The 17625-nt window shown below is 64.7% G+C and carries 14 protein-coding genes; 7 read left to right on the forward strand and 7 right to left on the reverse strand.

Annotated elements, in window-relative coordinates; translation table 11 throughout:
• Positions 1-7: 7 nt before the first annotated feature.
• The 7 genes from glp to ACAW63_RS27100 form a co-directional block, all read right to left on the reverse strand.
• Complete coding sequence (gene glp / locus ACAW63_RS27070; RefSeq protein WP_371230509.1) at positions 8-1243, reverse strand: gephyrin-like molybdotransferase Glp; 1236 nt, start codon at positions 1241-1243, stop codon at positions 8-10.
• Positions 1240-1794: a molybdenum cofactor biosynthesis protein B gene (gene moaB, locus ACAW63_RS27075; RefSeq protein WP_371230511.1), complete on the reverse strand. Its 555-nt coding sequence runs from the start codon at positions 1792-1794 to the stop codon at positions 1240-1242. The genes glp and moaB overlap by 4 nt, the downstream gene beginning before the upstream one ends.
• Before the next feature lie 135 nt (positions 1795-1929).
• Entirely contained in the window at positions 1930-3444 is a 1515-nt protein-coding gene (locus ACAW63_RS27080; RefSeq protein ID WP_371230513.1) for a C69 family dipeptidase, read from the reverse strand.
• A 189-nt stretch (positions 3445-3633) separates the two neighbouring features.
• Positions 3634-4086 (reverse strand): molybdopterin synthase catalytic subunit MoaE, encoded by a 453-nt coding sequence (gene moaE / locus ACAW63_RS27085; RefSeq protein ID WP_275608436.1) that lies wholly within the window; start codon positions 4084-4086, stop codon positions 3634-3636.
• 4 nt (positions 4087-4090) lie between these two features.
• A complete protein-coding gene (locus ACAW63_RS27090) occupies positions 4091-4339 on the reverse strand; it encodes a MoaD/ThiS family protein (RefSeq protein ID WP_275608437.1) in 249 nt (82 codons plus the stop codon).
• Positions 4336-4827: a cyclic pyranopterin monophosphate synthase MoaC gene (moaC, locus tag ACAW63_RS27095; protein ID WP_275608438.1), complete on the reverse strand. Its 492-nt coding sequence runs from the start codon at positions 4825-4827 to the stop codon at positions 4336-4338. The genes ACAW63_RS27090 and moaC overlap by 4 nt, the downstream gene beginning before the upstream one ends.
• Before the next feature lie 283 nt (positions 4828-5110).
• Positions 5111-6502 carry a PhoH family protein gene (locus ACAW63_RS27100; RefSeq protein ID WP_275608439.1) on the reverse strand — a complete coding sequence of 464 codons (1392 nt, stop codon included), beginning with the start codon at positions 6500-6502 and terminating at the stop codon, positions 5111-5113.
• A 429-nt stretch (positions 6503-6931) separates the two neighbouring features.
• On the opposite strand from ACAW63_RS27100, the gene yaaA reads away from it, so the two are divergent.
• The 7 genes from yaaA (at position 6932) to algG (ending at position 17624) form a co-directional block, all read left to right on the forward strand.
• Positions 6932-7711: a peroxide stress protein YaaA gene (gene yaaA, locus ACAW63_RS27105; RefSeq protein ID WP_371230517.1), complete on the forward strand. Its 780-nt coding sequence runs from the start codon at positions 6932-6934 to the stop codon at positions 7709-7711.
• 976 nt (positions 7712-8687) lie between these two features.
• Positions 8688-9998 carry a GDP-mannose 6-dehydrogenase gene (algD, locus tag ACAW63_RS27110; protein ID WP_371230518.1) on the forward strand — a complete coding sequence of 437 codons (1311 nt, stop codon included), beginning with the start codon at positions 8688-8690 and terminating at the stop codon, positions 9996-9998.
• A gap of 147 nt (positions 9999-10145) precedes the next feature.
• The gene (gene alg8 / locus ACAW63_RS27115) at positions 10146-11630 is read left to right on the forward strand and encodes a mannuronan synthase (RefSeq protein WP_371234804.1); all 1485 of its coding nucleotides are present in this window, start codon (positions 10146-10148) and stop codon (positions 11628-11630) included.
• A gap of 34 nt (positions 11631-11664) precedes the next feature.
• On the forward strand, positions 11665-12834 hold the full coding sequence (locus ACAW63_RS27120) for a PilZ domain-containing protein (protein WP_371230520.1): 1170 nt from the start codon (positions 11665-11667) through the stop codon (positions 12832-12834).
• Positions 12835-12847: 13 nt separating this feature from the next.
• A complete protein-coding gene (gene algK / locus ACAW63_RS27125; RefSeq protein ID WP_371230522.1) occupies positions 12848-14257 on the forward strand; it encodes an alginate biosynthesis TPR repeat lipoprotein AlgK in 1410 nt (469 codons plus the stop codon).
• Positions 14258-14358: 101 nt separating this feature from the next.
• Complete coding sequence (locus ACAW63_RS27130; protein ID WP_275612002.1) at positions 14359-15792, forward strand: alginate export family protein; 1434 nt, start codon at positions 14359-14361, stop codon at positions 15790-15792.
• 152 nt (positions 15793-15944) lie between these two features.
• The gene (gene algG / locus ACAW63_RS27135; protein WP_371230524.1) at positions 15945-17624 is read left to right on the forward strand and encodes a mannuronan 5-epimerase AlgG; all 1680 of its coding nucleotides are present in this window, start codon (positions 15945-15947) and stop codon (positions 17622-17624) included.
• Position 17625: the final 1 nt, after the last annotated feature.

Raw genomic sequence — 17625 nt, forward strand, 5'->3', positions numbered from 1 at the left:
AACGGCGTCAGGCGCCGAGTTCGCTGAAAGACAGGAAGGGCAGCGGCTCGCCGGCGCGCAGGGTGCGCCCGGCCTCCACCACCGCCAGGCCATCGGCCCAGCTCGCCGCGCGCAGCATGGCCGAGCCCTGCTGCGGGTGCAGACAGATGCGCGCCACACCGGCGTCATCCAGCTCCAGACGCGCACGCCGGTACTGGCGGCGCGAATTGGCCGTGGGCCAGTCGAAGCCGGCCGGCAACGTCACCGGCAGCGTCTGCACGCCGCTGCGCCCCTGGGCACGCCAGAGGAAGGGACGGGCCACCACCAGCGCGGTGACCAGCGCGGCGGCCGGGTTGCCCGGCAGACCGATCCACGGTTTGCCGGCGATGCTGCCGAACGCCAGCGGCTTGCCCGGCTGCATCTTCAGCTTCCACAGGTGCAGCTCGCCCAGTTCGCGGATCGCCTGCTTGAGGTAGTCGCGGTCGCCGACCGAGACGCCGCCGCTGGTGATCAGCACGTCCCACTCGGAGGCGGCCAGGCTCAGGGCATCGCGGCTGGCCGCCAGGGTATCGGCGAGCACGCCGTAGTCGTGCACCTCCATGCCCCAGCCGCGCAGCAGCGCGCCGATGCTGAAGCGGTTGGCGTTGTAGATCTGCCCCGGCGCCAGCAGTTCGCCCGGCTCGCGCAGCTCATCGCCGCTGCTCAGCAGGCAGACGCGCAGCGGACGGTACACGCTGACGCGATCCAGCCCGACGCTGGCCAGCAGGCCGAGGTCCTGGGCGCGCAATATCTTCCCGGCGCTGAGCAGGGCATCGCCCGCGCAAAGTTCTTCGCCGCGGCGGCGTACATGGCTGCCGTGTTCGACCACGGGGACCTGCAACCAGTCGCCCTCGACCTCGCAGTCTTCCTGGGCGACCACGCTGTCCGCGCCCGGCGGCAGCGGCGCGCCGGTGAAGATGCGCATGGCCTGGCCGGGTTGCAGCTCGACCAGGGCGGCATCACCGGCGGCGATGGTGCCGGCAATCTTCAGCCGCGCGCCGGTGAGGCCCAGATCGGCGCTGCGCAGGGCATAGCCGTCCATGGCGCTGTTGTCCCACAGCGGCAGGTCGATGGGCGCTCGAATGTCCTCGGCCAGCACGCGGCCCAGCGCGTGCTCCAGATCGACGCGCACGGTCGGAGGTGCCATGGGGACGAAGTCCATCAGTGCGGCGATGGCCTCGTCCACCGGGCGCAGGCCGGCGCCGGAACAGCCGCAGGCGCTCATGACCGGGTACCGCAGGCCAGCACCGGGCGCTCGGGCAGGCGCTTGAGATGGGGGACGAAGTTGCAGGGCCGGGTACGGCTGTCCAGCTGGTGCACGAGGATCTTTTCCCAGGCGGTCAGGCAGGCGCCGGTGGAGCCGGGCAGGCAGCAGATCAGCGTGCCGTTGCTGATGCCGGCGATGGCGCGGGACTGGAGGGTGGAGGTGCCGATTTCCTCGCGGGAAATCTGCCGGAACAGTTCACCGAAGCCGTCCACGGTGCGCTCCAGCAACGGAGCGACGGCTTGCGGAGTGTTGTCGCGCAGGGTGAAGCCGGTACCGCCGGTAATCAGGCCGACCTGGACCTTGGGGTCGGCGATCCACGCCGAAACCACGGCGCGAATCTGGTAGATGTCGTCGATGACCAGCCGGCGTTCGGCGAGGGCGTGGCCGGCGCGCTGCAGGGCGGTGACCAGGGCCTGGCCGGAGGTGTCGTTGTGCAGGCTGCGGGTATCGCTGACGGTGAGGACAGCGATCTCCAGCGCCTGGAATTCCTGGGTGCTGAGATGGCTCATGGAGGGGCTTTCCAAAGAAGGGCGAATAAGAGCGAAAAAGGGCTGGCGCCAGCCTGCGCCCGTTCGCGGATACCGCCCATTCCTCCTAGGAGGTACTGCCCCGGCGCGTGCGGGGCAGTACCGTCCGTCAGTGCGCTACAGATGCTTGATCTTCTCCAGCTCCTCGGGGCTGTAGTTCTGCTCGGTGGATTTGGTCAGGTCGGTGAGGATGTTGGCGCGCAGCACGCCCGCCTGGTCCAGGGCCCAGAGCGCGGTGCCGTTGCTGAAGCGTTCGGCGGCGGCGCGGGCCGCTTCGCCGTCCTTCTGCGCGAGGGCCTTGAGCATCTCGTCCTGGGCCGGCTGCGCGGCGCGCAGGCTGCCTTCCAGGCGGTCGCGCCAGCCGTGCAGCAAGGGCATGTACTGCTTGTCGTTGGCGTGGGCCAGGGACGTCAGGCTACGGAAGGTCCACCAGGCGGAATGTTCGTCGAAGTCGTCGCTGCCCTGCTGGAACACCCGCGGCGTGCTGCGCAGGCTCTCCAGGTAGTACGGCAGCAGCAGGCCGTCACGCACGTTGCCCAGCGATTGCCAGGACAGCACCTGCAAGCCCTTGGGCATCTGCGGGCGAACCTGCAGGATGTGCGCCTCGACGTTGCGCTCCATGGCAATCGGCCGCTGCTTCTGGTCGCCGGCCGGTTTCTTGCCGTCCAGCGGCGTGCCGGCGTAGCTGTCGATGCGCAGGATGGCGGCCACCTGCTCGACGCTGATGGGCTTCTCGGGCTTGGTATAGAAGGGATACTGCTGCTGGCGGATATCCTGTTTGCGGCCGGGCTCCAGCTTGTTCTGCACCAGCCATTCGCGGTCGACGTTATAGGCGTCGCCGACGATGCCGAAGGCCTTGGCGAAGTTGAATTTCGCCGGGTCGACCTTGTCCAGCAACTGGTGCTTCTCGGCGAACTCGGCGATGCCGGCGCTGCTCAGGACATTGGCCTTGTCGTTGAGGTCGGCGTCGTGCACGCGCATGCCGTTGGCCATCACCACGTAGCCGTCGTCCGGCACGCGCACGGCAATCCAGTGGTGCCCGGAACCGATCTCGAACAGCCAGGCCTCCTTGTCGTCGGCGATCTGGATGCCGTTGGTTTCTCCGGCGCCCAGGGTCTCGACGTACTTGCCCAGCAGCTCCACGCCCTCGCGGGCCGTCTTCGCCTGGGGCAGGATCAGGTCCGGCAGGATGGCCTCGATCACCCCGCCCTCGTCAGCCACCAGAGGGTCTGCCTTGGCCGCCTTCTCGTTGGGCTCGGTGCTGTTGGTGGCAGAGAGAATCACGCCGGCTTCGTTGGCGCCGAACTCGCTCCAGGGGCCGAGGGCGCCGCGCTGGTCGCCGTTCCAGTCGCGCATGGTGGTGTAGCGCATCCCGGACTTGGGCGCGGGTACGCTGACGCCGTTGTCGAAACTCAGCGTGTCGCCGTCCTTGTACTGTTGCGGCGGCACCACGACGAAGCGCTTGGCGTGGTTGTTGTAGGTGTAGTCCTCCAGGCGCGCGACCAGCACGGAGCCGTCGGCGGTGGCCTTGCGCCCGGCAATGATGGTGGTGCAGGCCAGCGCGCTCTGGCAGAGGCCGCCGACCAGCAGGGCGGCGGTGAGCGCCTTAAGCGCGAAATGGGGCTTGTACATGGGAAATCTCCTTGGCGAGCGATCCCGCCGTGACGGCATTCACCGGCACGGCGCTGGAGCCAGGAGATGTACAACGTGGCGCGGAACGCTTCCTTGGCGTAGAGCAACGACACCTCCCTGGCATCGCCACTGAGCATAGACAAGCCCCGCGCTCACGCCCTCTTCAGGGCGCAGGCGCGACGAATGGACTCAGCCTTTCCAGCGCTCGGCGGCAGCCTGGTCGCTACAGCGGCCCTCGACCCAGCGCGGGCCTTCGCTGGTGTCTTCCTTCTTCCAGAACGGCGCACGGGTCTTGAGGTAGTCCATGACGAAGTTGCAGGCGTCGAATGCCGCCTGGCGGTGGGCGCTGGCGGCGCCGACGAAGACGATGGGTTCGCCCGGCTCCAGGCGGCCGATACGGTGGAGGATTTCCAGGCGCAGCAGCGGCCAGCGCTGGTTGGCCTCCACGGCGATCTTCTCCAGCGCCTTCTCGGTCATGCCGGCGTAGTGTTCAAGGAACATCCCGCCGACTTCGCGGCCGTCGTTGAAATCACGCACGTAGCCGACAAAGCCGACCACCGCACCGACGCCGACGTTGGCGGCATGCATCGCATTGAGTTCGGCGCCCGGATCGAACGCCGCCGGCTGCACGCGGATCGCCATGGGCTCAGCCTCCGGTAACGGTGGGGAAGAAGGCCACCTCGTCGCCATCGGCGAGGGGTTCGTCCAGGGAGCACAGCTCCTGGTTGCGCGCGCACATCAGGTTCTGTTCGCCGAGCACGCTCCAGGAACCACCGCGCTCCAGCAGCAGGCGCCGCAGGTCGTCGAGGCTGGCCAGGGACTGGCTCCAGTTCAGCTGCTCGCCGTCGAGGCCCAGGGCTTCGCGGTAGCGGGCGAAGTACTGCACGCGGATCATGGGGTGTCTCCTGCCACGCTATCTGTCGCCAAGTAATGGCCACTCTTGCCGCCGAGTTTTTCCAGCAGGCGCACGCTTTCGATGGTCATGCCACGGTCCACGGCCTTGCACATGTCATAGATGGTCAGCGCGGCGACGCTGGCAGCGGTCAGCGCTTCCATCTCCACGCCAGTCTGCCCGGCCAGCTTGCAGCGGGCGACGATGTGCACGGTGTCCTCGCCTTCGGCGGCGAGCTCGACCTTGACGCTGGTGAGCAGCAGCGGGTGGCACAGCGGGATCAGTTCATGGGTCTTCTTCGCCGCCTGGATGCCGGCGATGCGCGCCACGGCGAACACGTCGCCCTTGGGGTGGCCGCCGTCCTGGATCAGTTGCAGGGTCGCCGGGAGCATGCGCACCCGGGCTTCGGCCACGGCTTCACGGGACGTCACGGCTTTTTCGGTGACGTCGACCATGTTGGCGCGGCCTTGGGAATCGAGATGGGTCAGCACGGGCGGGAACTCTCCGGAGAATGCGGACGATCAAGGGAACAGTGTAACCCCGGGGCGCGTCGACGGCAGTACGACGGGCGGCGCGTTGGGAAGAGGATTGTATACAAAAAGAGGTATAAGCGGGGTAGGTGATGGCGCCGTGCGGATTCGCGAGCAAGCTCGCTCCTACGAAGAGCCGCACCGGTTGTTACTGCGCTCACGGGACGAAGGAGACGCCCAGTCCTTGCTCGCGAACACCCCGGCCTGAAAAGAAAAGGCCCGCCGATTGGCGGGCCTTGGTGAGTTACAGATGTGCCTCGGCAAACTCCGCCAGCACCGAGCGCGGCACCCCTTGCAGGGTCACGTGCACGCCGTGGGGGAAGTCCTTGAAGCGTTCGGTCAGGTAGGTCAGGCCCGAGCTGGTCGCCGACAGGTAGGGCGTATCGATCTGCGCCAGGTTGCCCAGGCAGACCACCTTCGAGCCGTTGCCGGCGCGGGTGATGATGGTCTTCATCTGGTGCGGGGTGAGGTTCTGGCACTCGTCGATGAGGATCAGGCTCTGCTGGAAGCTGCGGCCGCGGATGTAGTTCAGCGACTTGAACTGCAGCGGCACCTTGCTGAGGATGTAGTCGACGCTGCCGTGGGTGCACTCGTCGTCCGAATGCAGCGCCTCCAGGTTGTCGGTGATGGCGCCGAGCCAGGGCTCCATCTTCTCCGCCTCGGTGCCCGGCAGGAAGCCGATGTCCTCGTCCAGCCCCTGCACGCTGCGGGTGGCGATGATGCGACGGTAGCGCTTGCTGACCATGGTCTGCTCGATGGCGGCGGCCAGGGCCAGGATGGTCTTGCCCGAGCCCGCGGCGCCGGACAGGTTGACCAGGTGGATGTCCGGGTCGAGCAGCGCATAGAGGGCCAGCGCCTGGTAGATGTCGCGCGGGCGCAGGCCCCAGGCTTCCTGGTGCAGCAGCGGCTCCTGGTGCAGGTCGAGGATCAGCAGTTCATCCTGCTGGATGCCCTTGATCCAGCCGACGAAGCCCTGCTCGTCGACGATGAACTCGTTGATGTGCACCGCCGGCAGGTTGTCGGTGAGTTGCACGCGATGCCAGGTGCGCCCGTGGTCCTGACGGGTCTCGACCTTGCTCACGCGGTCCCAGAACGAACCGGACAGCGAATGATAGCCACGCGACAGCATTGCGACGTCGTCGACCAGCTGGTCGGTGTGGTAGTCCTCGGCGAACACCCCACAGGCGCGCGCCTTCAGGCGCATGTTGATGTCTTTGGTGACCAGCACCACGCGCTTGCTGCTGTGGCGACTCTTCAGCTCCACCAGCTGGTTGATGATCTTGTTGTCGTTGAGGTGCTCGGGCAGCCAGGTGATCGGCTCGGCCCGCTTGCTCATGAGGATCGACAGGCTGCCGCAGGGGCCGCTCTTGCCGCGCTGGATGGGGACGCCATCCTCCACCTGTTCGGGCGTCGCTTCGCCCAGCACCGAATCGATGAGGCGGATCGCCTGGCGGCATTCCGCAGCCACGGTGTGCTTACCGGTCTTGAGCTTGTCCAGTTCCTCCAGCACCGTCATCGGGATGGCGACATGGTGCTCCTGGAAGTTCAGCAAGGCGTTTGGATCGTGGATCAGAACATTGGTATCGAGGACGTACAGGGTGGGCTGGGTCGGGCTGGAGCGTCCATGGTCATCCATACGCGGTTCACCTCTTCTGGGGGCGTTACGACGGAATGCCACTACAGCGCTCCGCCGCGCGGTGAGCCGCCTGCTCTCGCTACCGGGGCACGAGAGCACTGCATATAAGGGGACGGGCCGGGGCCGCCACCTGTCTGCAGGGTTCGGCGGTCTACGGCTCCAGAAATACAGGAAAAAACATGACGATAAAAAGTCTTTTTCCTTCTCAAGCCGCTTTTTTTCTTCCTACGCCGAAATAGCTTGGCGAGGACCTCGCGGAGCGCTAGTTTTAAAAGTCCAACCTCTCGAAATACCCCTCCCCACCTTTCCCGATCAGCAGTTCGGCCCGTCGATGCCGACCGCTGCCGAAGCCGGTGCTAATCGCCCCCATAGCTGGAGCCATTGAGTGGGAATCCCTACAATCGCCGCTCGCTTGTAGGAGACCGCACGATGCTGATGGTGATTTCCCCCGCCAAGACCCTGGACTACGACACCGCCCCGGTGACGGAGCGCTTCACCCTGCCCGAGCACCTGGATGATGCGCAGGAACTGATCGGCATCCTGCGGGAACTGTCGCCGGCGCAGATCGCCGAGTTGATGAGCCTGTCGGACAAGCTCGCCGGCCTGAACGCCGCGCGCTTCGGCAGCTGGCACCCGGAGTTCACCCCGGCCAACGCCAAGCAGGCGCTGCTGGCCTTCAAGGGCGACGTCTATACCGGCATGCAGGCCGAGGACTTCAGCGAGAACGACTTCGACTTCGCCCAGCGCCACCTGCGCATGCTGTCCGGCCTCTATGGCGTGCTGCGCCCGCTGGACCTGATGCAGCCCTACCGCCTGGAAATGGGCACCAGACTGGCCAACGCCCGTGGCAAGGACCTCTATGCCTTCTGGGGCGAACGCATCAGCGGCTGGCTGAATGAAGCCCTGGCCCAGCAGGGCGACGACGTGCTGCTGAACCTGGCCTCCAACGAGTACTTCGGCGCGCTGAAGCGCAAGGCATTGAACGCGCGGGTGATCGACACCGAGTTCAAGGACCTGAAGAACGGCCAGTACAAGATCATCAGCTTCTATGCCAAGAAGGCCCGCGGGATGATGGCACGCTACGTGATCAAGGAGCGCCTGCAAGACCCCGAGGGCCTGAAGGATTTCAACTACGCCGGCTACTTCTACAGCGCCGAGCACTCCAAGGCGGACCAACTGGTGTTCCTGCGCGATCACCCCGAAGACTGACCCGTCCTGCCGGGAGCCCATCGGGCTCCCCTCCCGCCGTTCCTGCCCTGCCTCTCCGCCTGATGCCAAGTCGCCTGTAAGCCATTGACCATGAAATGAGTCAGCCAAAAGGGGCTGGCTTGTCTATTTCTTGCTCAAAAAACGCCCGATTGACCTTACTGTTCATAGGGTCTGTATAGCCGTTCGTCTGCTTCGGGAGAAATCGTGAGATTTTTTTTCGACCCCCGACCTGCCATTCGTGGCAAGAAAACCTCCCTGATTTGCCCTCCCCAAGCCTCTCAATTGCCACTAACAGCCCATGGCCATGACGTGCATTTCACGATTGCAACTTGCAATGGAGAAAGCTGAACGGCAGCTGAACGAACCTATTGAAGGCGACGCGCGGTCGAATTTCACCGAAAATTCAATTGAACTTTTCCGCACCTTGCAGATTGCACTGCAACGATACACTCCAGAACAACTTCCCTTTTGCCATTACTGCGGCATCAAATGATGTCATTTGGATATTTCAAAAGATTTCAGGGATGGGATGAGTGGAAGGAACTAACCCTGTTCGGGATAAATCCTATTTCCGCAACGATCATTGATGCAGATCACCGAAGTGCATCGATGACATGGGCTCTTTTGTTCTAACGATAATTCCCAATTGGCATTGAACAATCGCAAGCACATGAAAAAACTGAACTTTTAGATGATGAAGGCAATCATCCAAGCAAACCGGAGCACATCAGCGCGGAAATGAACACACAGTGAAATCCGCCTGAAACATAACGGGGCAAGTATTTGAAATTTGCCCAAAGACAGTGCTCTGAAGTTTAGCACTACTTTCCCTGCCTAACCGGAGGAAGTACGGAGGACAGCTGAGTGTGCCTTCCGCGGATTCTTTCAGCCTGAATAAAGTGCCCTGCGGGGCAAACGAAATAAACCGCCCTTCGGGGCAACTTTGAAAGCTCGACAATTGAACGAGGTGAATGCGATGCGAATCAGCATCTTTGGTCTTGGGTATGTTGGCGCAGTATGTGCCGGCTGCCTGTCCGCACGAGGCCACGAAGTCGTCGGGGTGGATGTTTCCACCACCAAGATCGATCTGATCAATAAAGGGAAGTCGCCCATCGTCGAACCCGGTCTGGAACCGCTGCTGGAGCAGGGCATCCGTTCCGCTCGCCTGTCGGGCACCACCGACTTCAAGAAAGCTGTTCTGGACACCGATGTGTCGTTCATCTGCGTGGGCACGCCGAGCAAGAAGAACGGCGACCTGGACCTGGGCTACATCGAATCGGTCTGCCGTGAAATCGGCTACGCCATCCGCGAGAAGAAAGACCGCCACACCGTGGTGGTGCGCAGTACCGTACTGCCGGGTACCGTGAACAACGTTGTGATCCCGATCATCGAAGACTGCTCGGGCAAGAAGGCCGGCGTCGACTTCGGCGTGGGCACCAACCCGGAGTTCCTGCGCGAGTCCACCGCGATCAAGGACTACGACTTCCCGCCCATGACCGTCATCGGTGAACTGGACGCCCAGACCGGCGACCTGCTGGAAGAGATCTACCGCGAACTGGACGCGCCGATCATCCGCAAGACCATCGAGGTCGCCGAGATGATCAAGTACACCTGCAACGTCTGGCACGCCGCCAAGGTCACCTTCGCCAACGAGATCGGCAACATCGCCAAGGCGGTGGGCGTCGACGGCCGCGAGGTGATGGATGTCATCTGCCAGGACAACAAGCTCAACCTGTCGCGCTACTACATGAAGCCCGGCTTCGCCTTCGGCGGTTCCTGCCTGCCCAAGGACGTGCGCGCCCTCACCTACCGTGCCAGCCAGCTGGACGTCGAACACCCGATGCTCGGCTCGATCATGCGCAGCAACCAGCACCAGGTGCAGAAAGCCTTCGACATCATCGCCGCGCACGGCAGCCGCAAGGTCGGCCTGCTCGGCCTGTCGTTCAAGTCCGGCACCGATGACCTGCGCGAAAGCCCGCTGGTGGAACTGGCCGAGATGCTCATCGGCAAGGGCTACGACCTGAAGATCTTCGACCGCAACGTCGAGTACGCCCGCGTCCATGGCGCGAACAAGGAGTACATCGAATCGAAGATCCCCCACGTTTCCTCGCTGCTGGTCTCGGACCTGGATGCCGTCGTGAAGTCCTCCGACATCCTGGTGCTGGGCAATGGCGACGAGCTGTTCGTCGACGTGGTGAACAAGGCGTCCGAAGGCAAGAAGGTCGTTGACCTGATCGGCTTCATGCCGAGCGTCACCGACGAACGCGCCGAAGGCATCTGCTGGTAAGCGCAACCGGCTCTTCGTAGGAGCGAGGGGGACACCCGGTCCTTGCTCGCGAACGTTCTCCGCCACACCTCGGTGCCAGGCGGGTTCGCGAGCAGGCTCGCTCCTACAAGGGCCTCCACCGCCCCAACGACGCGACTGACGGATCTCATCATGGAAACCTACAAACGAGTAATCGGTGAAGCCCTGGGCTGGCTGGCCTTTCTCAGCCTGCTGATGGTTTTGGCGCTGGCAGTGCCCAAGACCGTGTTCGACGCCGACTCCAAGGACTTCCTGCTACTGATCGGTGCGGTCGGCATCTGGCGCTATTCCATGGGCGGCCTGCACTTCCTGCGCGGCATGCTGTTCCTCTACGGCGTTTACCCCTACTACCGCCGCAAGCTGCGCAAGATGGGCGACGCGGCCGATCCATCCCATGTATTCCTGATGGTCACCAGTTTCCGCATCGATGCACTGACCACGTCCATGGTCTATCGCTCGGTGATCAAGGAGGCCATCGCCTGCGGCTATCCCACCACCGTGGTGTGCTCCATCGTCGAGATGTCCGACGAGGTGCTGATCAAGCAGCAGTGGCAGAAACTCAATCCGCCGGAACACGTTTCGCTCGACTTCGTGCGCATCCCCGGCACCGGCAAGCGCGATGGCCTGGCCCACGGCTTCCGCGCCATCTCCCGTGACCTGCCGGACGAGCACGCCGTGGTCGCGGTGATCGACGGCGACACCGTGCTGGAGCCCGGCGTGGTACGCAAGACCGTGCCCTGGTTCAAGCTGTTCGGCAACGTCGGTGGCCTGACCACCAACGAATTCTGCGAGGTGCAGGGCGGCTACATCATGAGCGAGTGGCACAAGCTGCGCTTCGCCCAGCGCCACATCAACATGTGCTCCATGGCCCTGTCCAAGCGCGTGCTGACCATGACCGGGCGCATGTCGGTGTTCCGCGCCCAGGTCGTCACCGACCCGGACTTCATCGCCGACGTGGAAAGCGACCACCTCGACCACTGGCGCCTGGGCCGCTTCCAGTTCCTCACCGGCGACGACAAGTCCAGCTGGTACAGCCTGATGCGTCTGGGCTACGACACCTTCTACGTGCCGGACGCGGCGATCAACACCGTCGAGCACCCGCCGGAGAAGAGCTTCATCAAGGCCAGCCGCAAGCTGATGTTCCGCTGGTACGGCAACAACCTGCGGCAGAACTCCCGCGCCCTTGCCCTGGGCCCGCAACGCCTGGGCTGGTTCACCAGCGTGGTGCTGTTCGACCAGCGCCTGTCGATGTGGACCTGCCTGCTGGGCCTGGTCGCCGCAATCATCGCCAGCATCAAGTACAGCATCGTCTTCCTGCTGATTTACCTGCTGTGGATCGGCATCACCCGATTCATCTTGACCCTGCTGCTGTCGCTGTCGGGGCACCACATCGGGCCGGCCTACCCGCTGATTCTTTATTACAACCAGATCGTCGGCGCCATGGTGAAGATCTACGTGTTCTTCCGCCTCGACCAGCAGTCGTGGACCCGCCAGAACACCAAGCTCGACCGCGGTCTGGCCAGCTTCCAGCAATGGTTCAACACCTGGTCCTCACGCGCCATGACCTTTTCCGCGGCCAGCGTCTTCGTTGCCGTACTGCTGACCATCGTCTGACCGCCCCCTATTAGCTACAACAGGACTCGCCCACATGAATACCGCCGTCAACGTCAATGTCGTGCACGAATCCGAAGCCCAGCGCCAGCACGCCCGGGTCAAACTGCCCGCGCGCATCCGCTACATCGGTGCCAACCGTGAAGGCGTCGATGCCCGCCTGCTGGACATCTCCGCCGGCGGCTTCGCCTTCACCGCGGGCAGCGCGCCGATCCAGGTGGGCGACCTGCACAAGGGCAAGCTGCTGTTCCAGATCGACAGCATCAGCTTCTCCCTGGAAGTCGACTTCCAGGTGCGCTCCTTCGAGCCGGACAGCCGCCGCGTCGGCTGCGAATTCCAGCACCTGAAACCGCGCGAGATCGCCGCCCTGCGCTACCTGATCACCTCCTTCCTCGCCGGTGAAGTGATCAGCGTCGGCGACATGCTCAACACCCTGCAGCGCGAGAACTTCACCAAGGCCCGCAAGCACGGCATCGGCAGCGGCGGCATGGGCTTCTTCAGCCGCATCCGCGCGGTGACCCTGAGCACCGCCATCTTCGTGGTCGGCGTCGGCGCCTTCGCGGTGATCCTCAACAACATCTACAACCTGTACTTCGTCACCCACGCCGACTCGGGCGTGGTCAACGTCGCCAACCAGCAGATCACCATGCCGCGCGAAGGCACCGTGGAGAGCCTGGTGGAAGCCGGCGCCGACGTCGCCAAGGGCGCGCCGATCGCCACCTTCTCCGCCAACCTGCTGGACCTGCTCAAGGGCAACCTGACCGAAGAACAGCTCAACCCGAGCAACATCGAGAAGCTGTTCGGCCACCAGATGAAGGGCACCCTGACCAGCCCGTGCGACTGCCGCGTGGTCGAGCAGCGTGTGGCCAACGGCCAGTTCGCCAACAAGGGCGACATCATCTTCACCCTGACCCCGCGCGACAGCACCGCCACCGTCGAGGCGCGCTTCCCCTACCGCAACGCCGCCGAACTCTCGCCGGGCACCGCCGTGCACTTCCAGATCGCCGGCGACAGCGAAGTCCGTGGCGGCCGCATCGTCCGCACTGCACCGGTGGACGGCGACCTGGCCTCGGAAATCCGCGTACAGATCCAGCCGGACCAGCCGCTGGACACCCTGCTCGCCGGTCGTCCGACCGAAGTCAGCATCGGCGGCCTGCCGGGCCGCACCCTGCTGAACAAGGCGATGGCCCTGGCCACCGCACGCTAAGAGGGAACACGCCATGAACCGTCCCGTCGAAGCCCTTGCCCTGAAGATGGCCCCCAAGCTGGCCCTGGCACTGGCCATCGCCGTGGCCGCTGGCTGCGCCGGCCTGCCTGACCAGCGCCTGGCCCAGGAAGCCCTGGAACGCGGCGACATCGCCACCGCCCAGGCCAACTTCCAGGCCCTGGCGACCATGGGGTACGCCGACGCACAGGTCGGACTGGCCGACATGCAGACCGCCACCGGCGACCCCGCCGAGCAGGCCCGCGCCGAGAAGCTCTACCGCGAAGCGGCCGAGACCTCCCCGCGCGCCCGCGCCCGCCTGGGCAAATGGCTGGCGGCCAAGCCCGGCGGCACCGACGCCGAGCACCGCGAAGCCGAGCAACTGCTGACCCGCGCCTTCAACGAAGGCGAAGACAGCGCACTGGTGCCGCTGATCGTCCTCTACCTGCAATACCCGCAGGCCTGGCCGAACGTGAACCCGCAGCAGCGCATCGACCAGTGGCGCGAACAGGGCCTGCCCCAGGCGGACCTGGCGCAGATCATCCTCTATCGCACCCAGGGCACCTACAACCAGCACCTGGGCGAGATCGAGCAGGTCTGCCAGCGCTGGCTGAGCCGCATGGACGTGTGCTGGATGGAACTGGCCACCGTGTACCAGATCCAGGGCAACAAGGATAAGCAGAAGGCCCATATCGAAGCGCTCAAGACCACCTGGAAGGCCGGTCGCGTGCCCTCCGAGCGCGTCGACTCGGTGGCTGGCGTACTGGCCGACGAGAACCTCGGCACGCCGGACCCGCAAGCCGCCCAGGCGCTGCTCACGGAAATCGCCCCGATCTACCCGGCGGCCTGGGTGAGCCTGGCCAAGCTGCAGTACGACAACCCCGACCTGGGCGACCTGGACCAGATGCTCAGTTATCTGAAGAAGGCCCAGGACGCCGCCCAACCGCGCGCCGAGTTGCTGCTGGGCCGCCTCTACTACGACGGCAAGTGGGCCCCGCAGGAGCCGCAGAAGGCCGAACAGTACCTGCTCAAGGCCGCCGCCACCGAGCCCCAGGCGCATTACTACCTCGGCCAGATCTACCGCCGTGGCTACCTGGGGAAGGTCTACCCGCAAAAAGCAGTTGACCACCTGCTGATCGCCGCGCGGGCCGGGCAGGCCAGCGCCGACATGGCGCTCGCGCAATTGTTTTCCCAAGGACGTGGCGTTCGGCCGAATCTGGTCAACGCTTACGTCTTCGGCGAGCTTGCAAAACGCCAGCAGGTCCCCACCGCAACCGACCTGATGGCGCAGATCGAGCCGCAGATACAACCGGCCGACCGCACTGCGGCCCAGCAGTTGCTCAAGCGCGAGGAGCAAACGCGCGGCGCCAACTGGCAAGCCACTGTCAGCCTCCTGCAGAACAACCAGGAACAAGAAAACCTATGAAGCGCAACGATACGATGACCACCCCGCCGTTTGCTCTTATCCAAGGGATTCAGCCGCGTGCTCTGGCTTCCGCCGTTCGCCGCGCACGCCTGTTCCCAGCCATGCTCGGCGCCGGCATCAGCCTCGCCGGCACCCTGTTCGGCAGTCTTGCCCTGGCGGCAGAGGAACCGCCAAAGAACTACGGCCTCGACGTAAAGATCACCGCTGAGTCCGAGGACGACCGCGACCTGGGCACTGCCCATGGCGGCGACCTCAACGGCCTGGGTATCGACCTGCGTCCCTGGGCGTTCGGCCAATGGGGCGACTGGAGCGCCTACGTGATGGGGCAGGCGGTCGCCGCCACCGACACCATCCAGACCGACACCCTGCAGAACGACGACATCAACAACGACAGCACCCAGGGCAGCGACAACAAGCGCGAGCCGGACGACGCCTACCTGGCCCTGCGCGAGTTCTGGGTGGACTACGCCGGCCTCACCCAGTACCCCGGCGAGCACCTGCGCTTCGGCCGCCAGCGCCTGCGCGAAGACAGCGGCATGTGGCAGGACACCAACATCGAGGCCCTGAACTGGACCTTCGACACCACCCTGCTGCGTGCCCATGTCGGCGCCGCCCAGCGCTTCTCCGACTACCGCACCGACATCACCGACCTGGCGCCGGACGACAAGGACCGCACCCACGTGTTCGGCGACATCTCCACGCAGTGGATGCCCCAGCACTGGGTGGGCCTGCGCCTGCACCACTCCGATGACAGCGGCAGCCTGCCGGACCCGGGCGAGACCGTCGACTCCCTGGACAAGCGCTCCACCGGCGACCTGACCTGGGTCGGCATCGAAGCCAACGGCGACGGCTACAACTGGCGCTCGCAGATGCCCATCAACTATTGGGCCAGCGCCACCTGGCTGACTGGTAACCGCGACCGCCTGACCACCGTTCCGGTGAACGGCGAGCGCATCGCCACCGGCAAGCAGAGTGGCGACGTGGATGCCTACGGCGCCGACCTCGGCCTGCGCTGGAACATCGACGAGCAGTGGCGCGTCGGCGGTGCCTACGCCCGTGGCAGCGGCGGCGGCAAGAACGGCGAAGACCAGTTCGAACAGACCGGCCTGGAAAGCAACCGCTCCAACTTCACCGGCACCCGCGCCCGCGCGCATCGCTTCGGCGAGGCCTTCCGGGGTGAGCTCTCGAACCTTGAGGCCGCCACCCTGTTCGGCTCCTGGCAACTGCGCGAGGACTACGACGCCAGCGTCATCTACAACAAGTTCCGGCGCGTGGACAGCGACTCGGATATCGGCAACAGCGGCATCAGCGCCCCGCTGGTCAACGACTCCAAGGACATCGGCCAAGAGGTCGACCTGGTCATGACCAAGTACTTCAAGCAGGGCCTGCTGCCAGCATCGATGAGCCAGGCAATCGACGAACCGTCGGCGCTGGTGCGCTTCCGTGGCGGTGTGTTCAAGCCCGGCGACGCCTACGGCAGCCACGTCGACTCGACCATGCACCACGCCTTCGTCGATGTGATCTGGCGCTTCTGAGGACTGCAGCAATGGCTGGTTTGTTGATGGTTCCCCGCAGTGGCGGGAATGACGCAAAAGCGCAGGCGGACGACCGCCTGCGGCTCACCCGTCACGCCCGCAAGCAAGGGAATCCAACAAACCATGCCAGCGCTCGCAAGGAGACAACGGCCATGAACCGCCATCCGTTACACGCCCTGCCGCTGACCGCGCTGCTGCTTGGCGGCCTGATCAGCGCCACCGCGCCGGTGTGGGCCGCGTCGCCCGCGGACAAGGCCCACGCCAGCGCCAAGGTGGAAGCCGCCGCCCATGGCAAGGACGACAATGCAAAAGGCAGCAGTGCCGAAAAAGCCCCCGAAGCCTCCTCGGGCACCGAGCCGGGCCAGACCAAGACGCTGAAGGAGTCCGGCAACTACACCGTGACTGCCGCGCCCAGCGAGCCGCTGCACATGGAACCGCCCAAGCTGCCCGACCTTTCCGGCTACACCGCCGAAGCCGTGCAGAAGAAGATCGACCGCAGCAAGCATGGCAAGGCCGTGGTGCAGCGCATGGTCCAGCAGCAGCCGCTGAAGGAATTCACCGGCGGCAAGAATCGTCTCGCCGAATGGGTGAAGCGCCAGCGCCAGATGCCCCAGGCGATCTTCATCGAAGGCGGCTACGTCAGCCTCGCCGACCTCGCCGGCAAGTTGCCCAAGGGCGCGCTGGAGCAGGTCGAACCGGGCATCTACATCGCCCGCCTGCCGATCGTGGTGAACCAGGGCGCGACCCTGGAGATCGACGGCAAGGTCAAGGAACTGCGCCTGTCCCAGGACCGCGGTGCGTTCCTGGTCAATGACGGCAAGCTGTTCGTGCGCGACTCCAAGGTCACCGCCTGGAACGAGGCGAAGAAGGAGCCGGCCTGGTTCAAGAGCCCGAATGAATTCCGCCCCTTCCTGATCTCCTGGGGCGGCGCCGAGGCCTACCTGGTGAACAGCACCTTCACCAGCTTCGGCTACAACGCCTCCAAGGCCTACGGCATCTCCATCTCCCAGTACAGCCCGGGCATGGACAAGACCATGAAGCGCCCGCGTCCCAAGGGCTGGGTGATCGGCTCGACCTTCGTCGACGCCTGGTACGGCTTCTACTGCTACGAGGCCGACGACCTCGTGGTGCGCGGCAACACCTACAAGGACAACGTCATTTACGGCATCGACCCGCACGACCGCTCGCGCCGCCTGATCATCGCCGAGAACGTCGTCCATGGGACCAGGAAGAAGCACGGCATCATCGTTTCCCGTGAGGTGAACGACAGCTGGATCTTCCACAACAAGACCTACGACAACCACCTCTCCGGGATCGTCCTGGACCGTAACTCCGAACGCAACCTGGTGGCCTACAACGAGGTATACCGCAATCACTCCGACGGCATCACCCTCTACGAGTCGAGCGACAACCTCATCTACGGCAACCAGGTGCTGGCCAACCAGCGCCACGGCATCCGCATCCGTAACAGCGTGAACATCCGCCTGTACGAGAACCTCGCCGCCGGCAATCAGCTGATGGGCGTTTACGGCCACATCAAGGACCTGTCCGACACCGACCGCAACATCGACCTCGACCCCTTCGATACCAAGGTCTCGTTGATCGTGGTCGGCGGCAAGCTGGCCGGCAATGGCTCCGGCCCCCTGTCGGTGGACTCGCCGCTTTCGCTGGAGCTCTACAAGGTGGCCATGCTCGGCCCGACCAAATCCTCCGGGATCAGCTTCAACGGCGTGCTCGGCGAGAAACAGGACCAGATCCTGGACCTGCTGGTGCGCCAGCAACGCGCCGTGCTGCTCGACCCCGTGGAAAGCCAGGCTGAATTGCAGAACTGAG

The organism is Pseudomonas sp. QE6, assembly GCF_041379005.1.
GTDB lineage: Bacteria > Pseudomonadota > Gammaproteobacteria > Pseudomonadales > Pseudomonadaceae > Pseudomonas.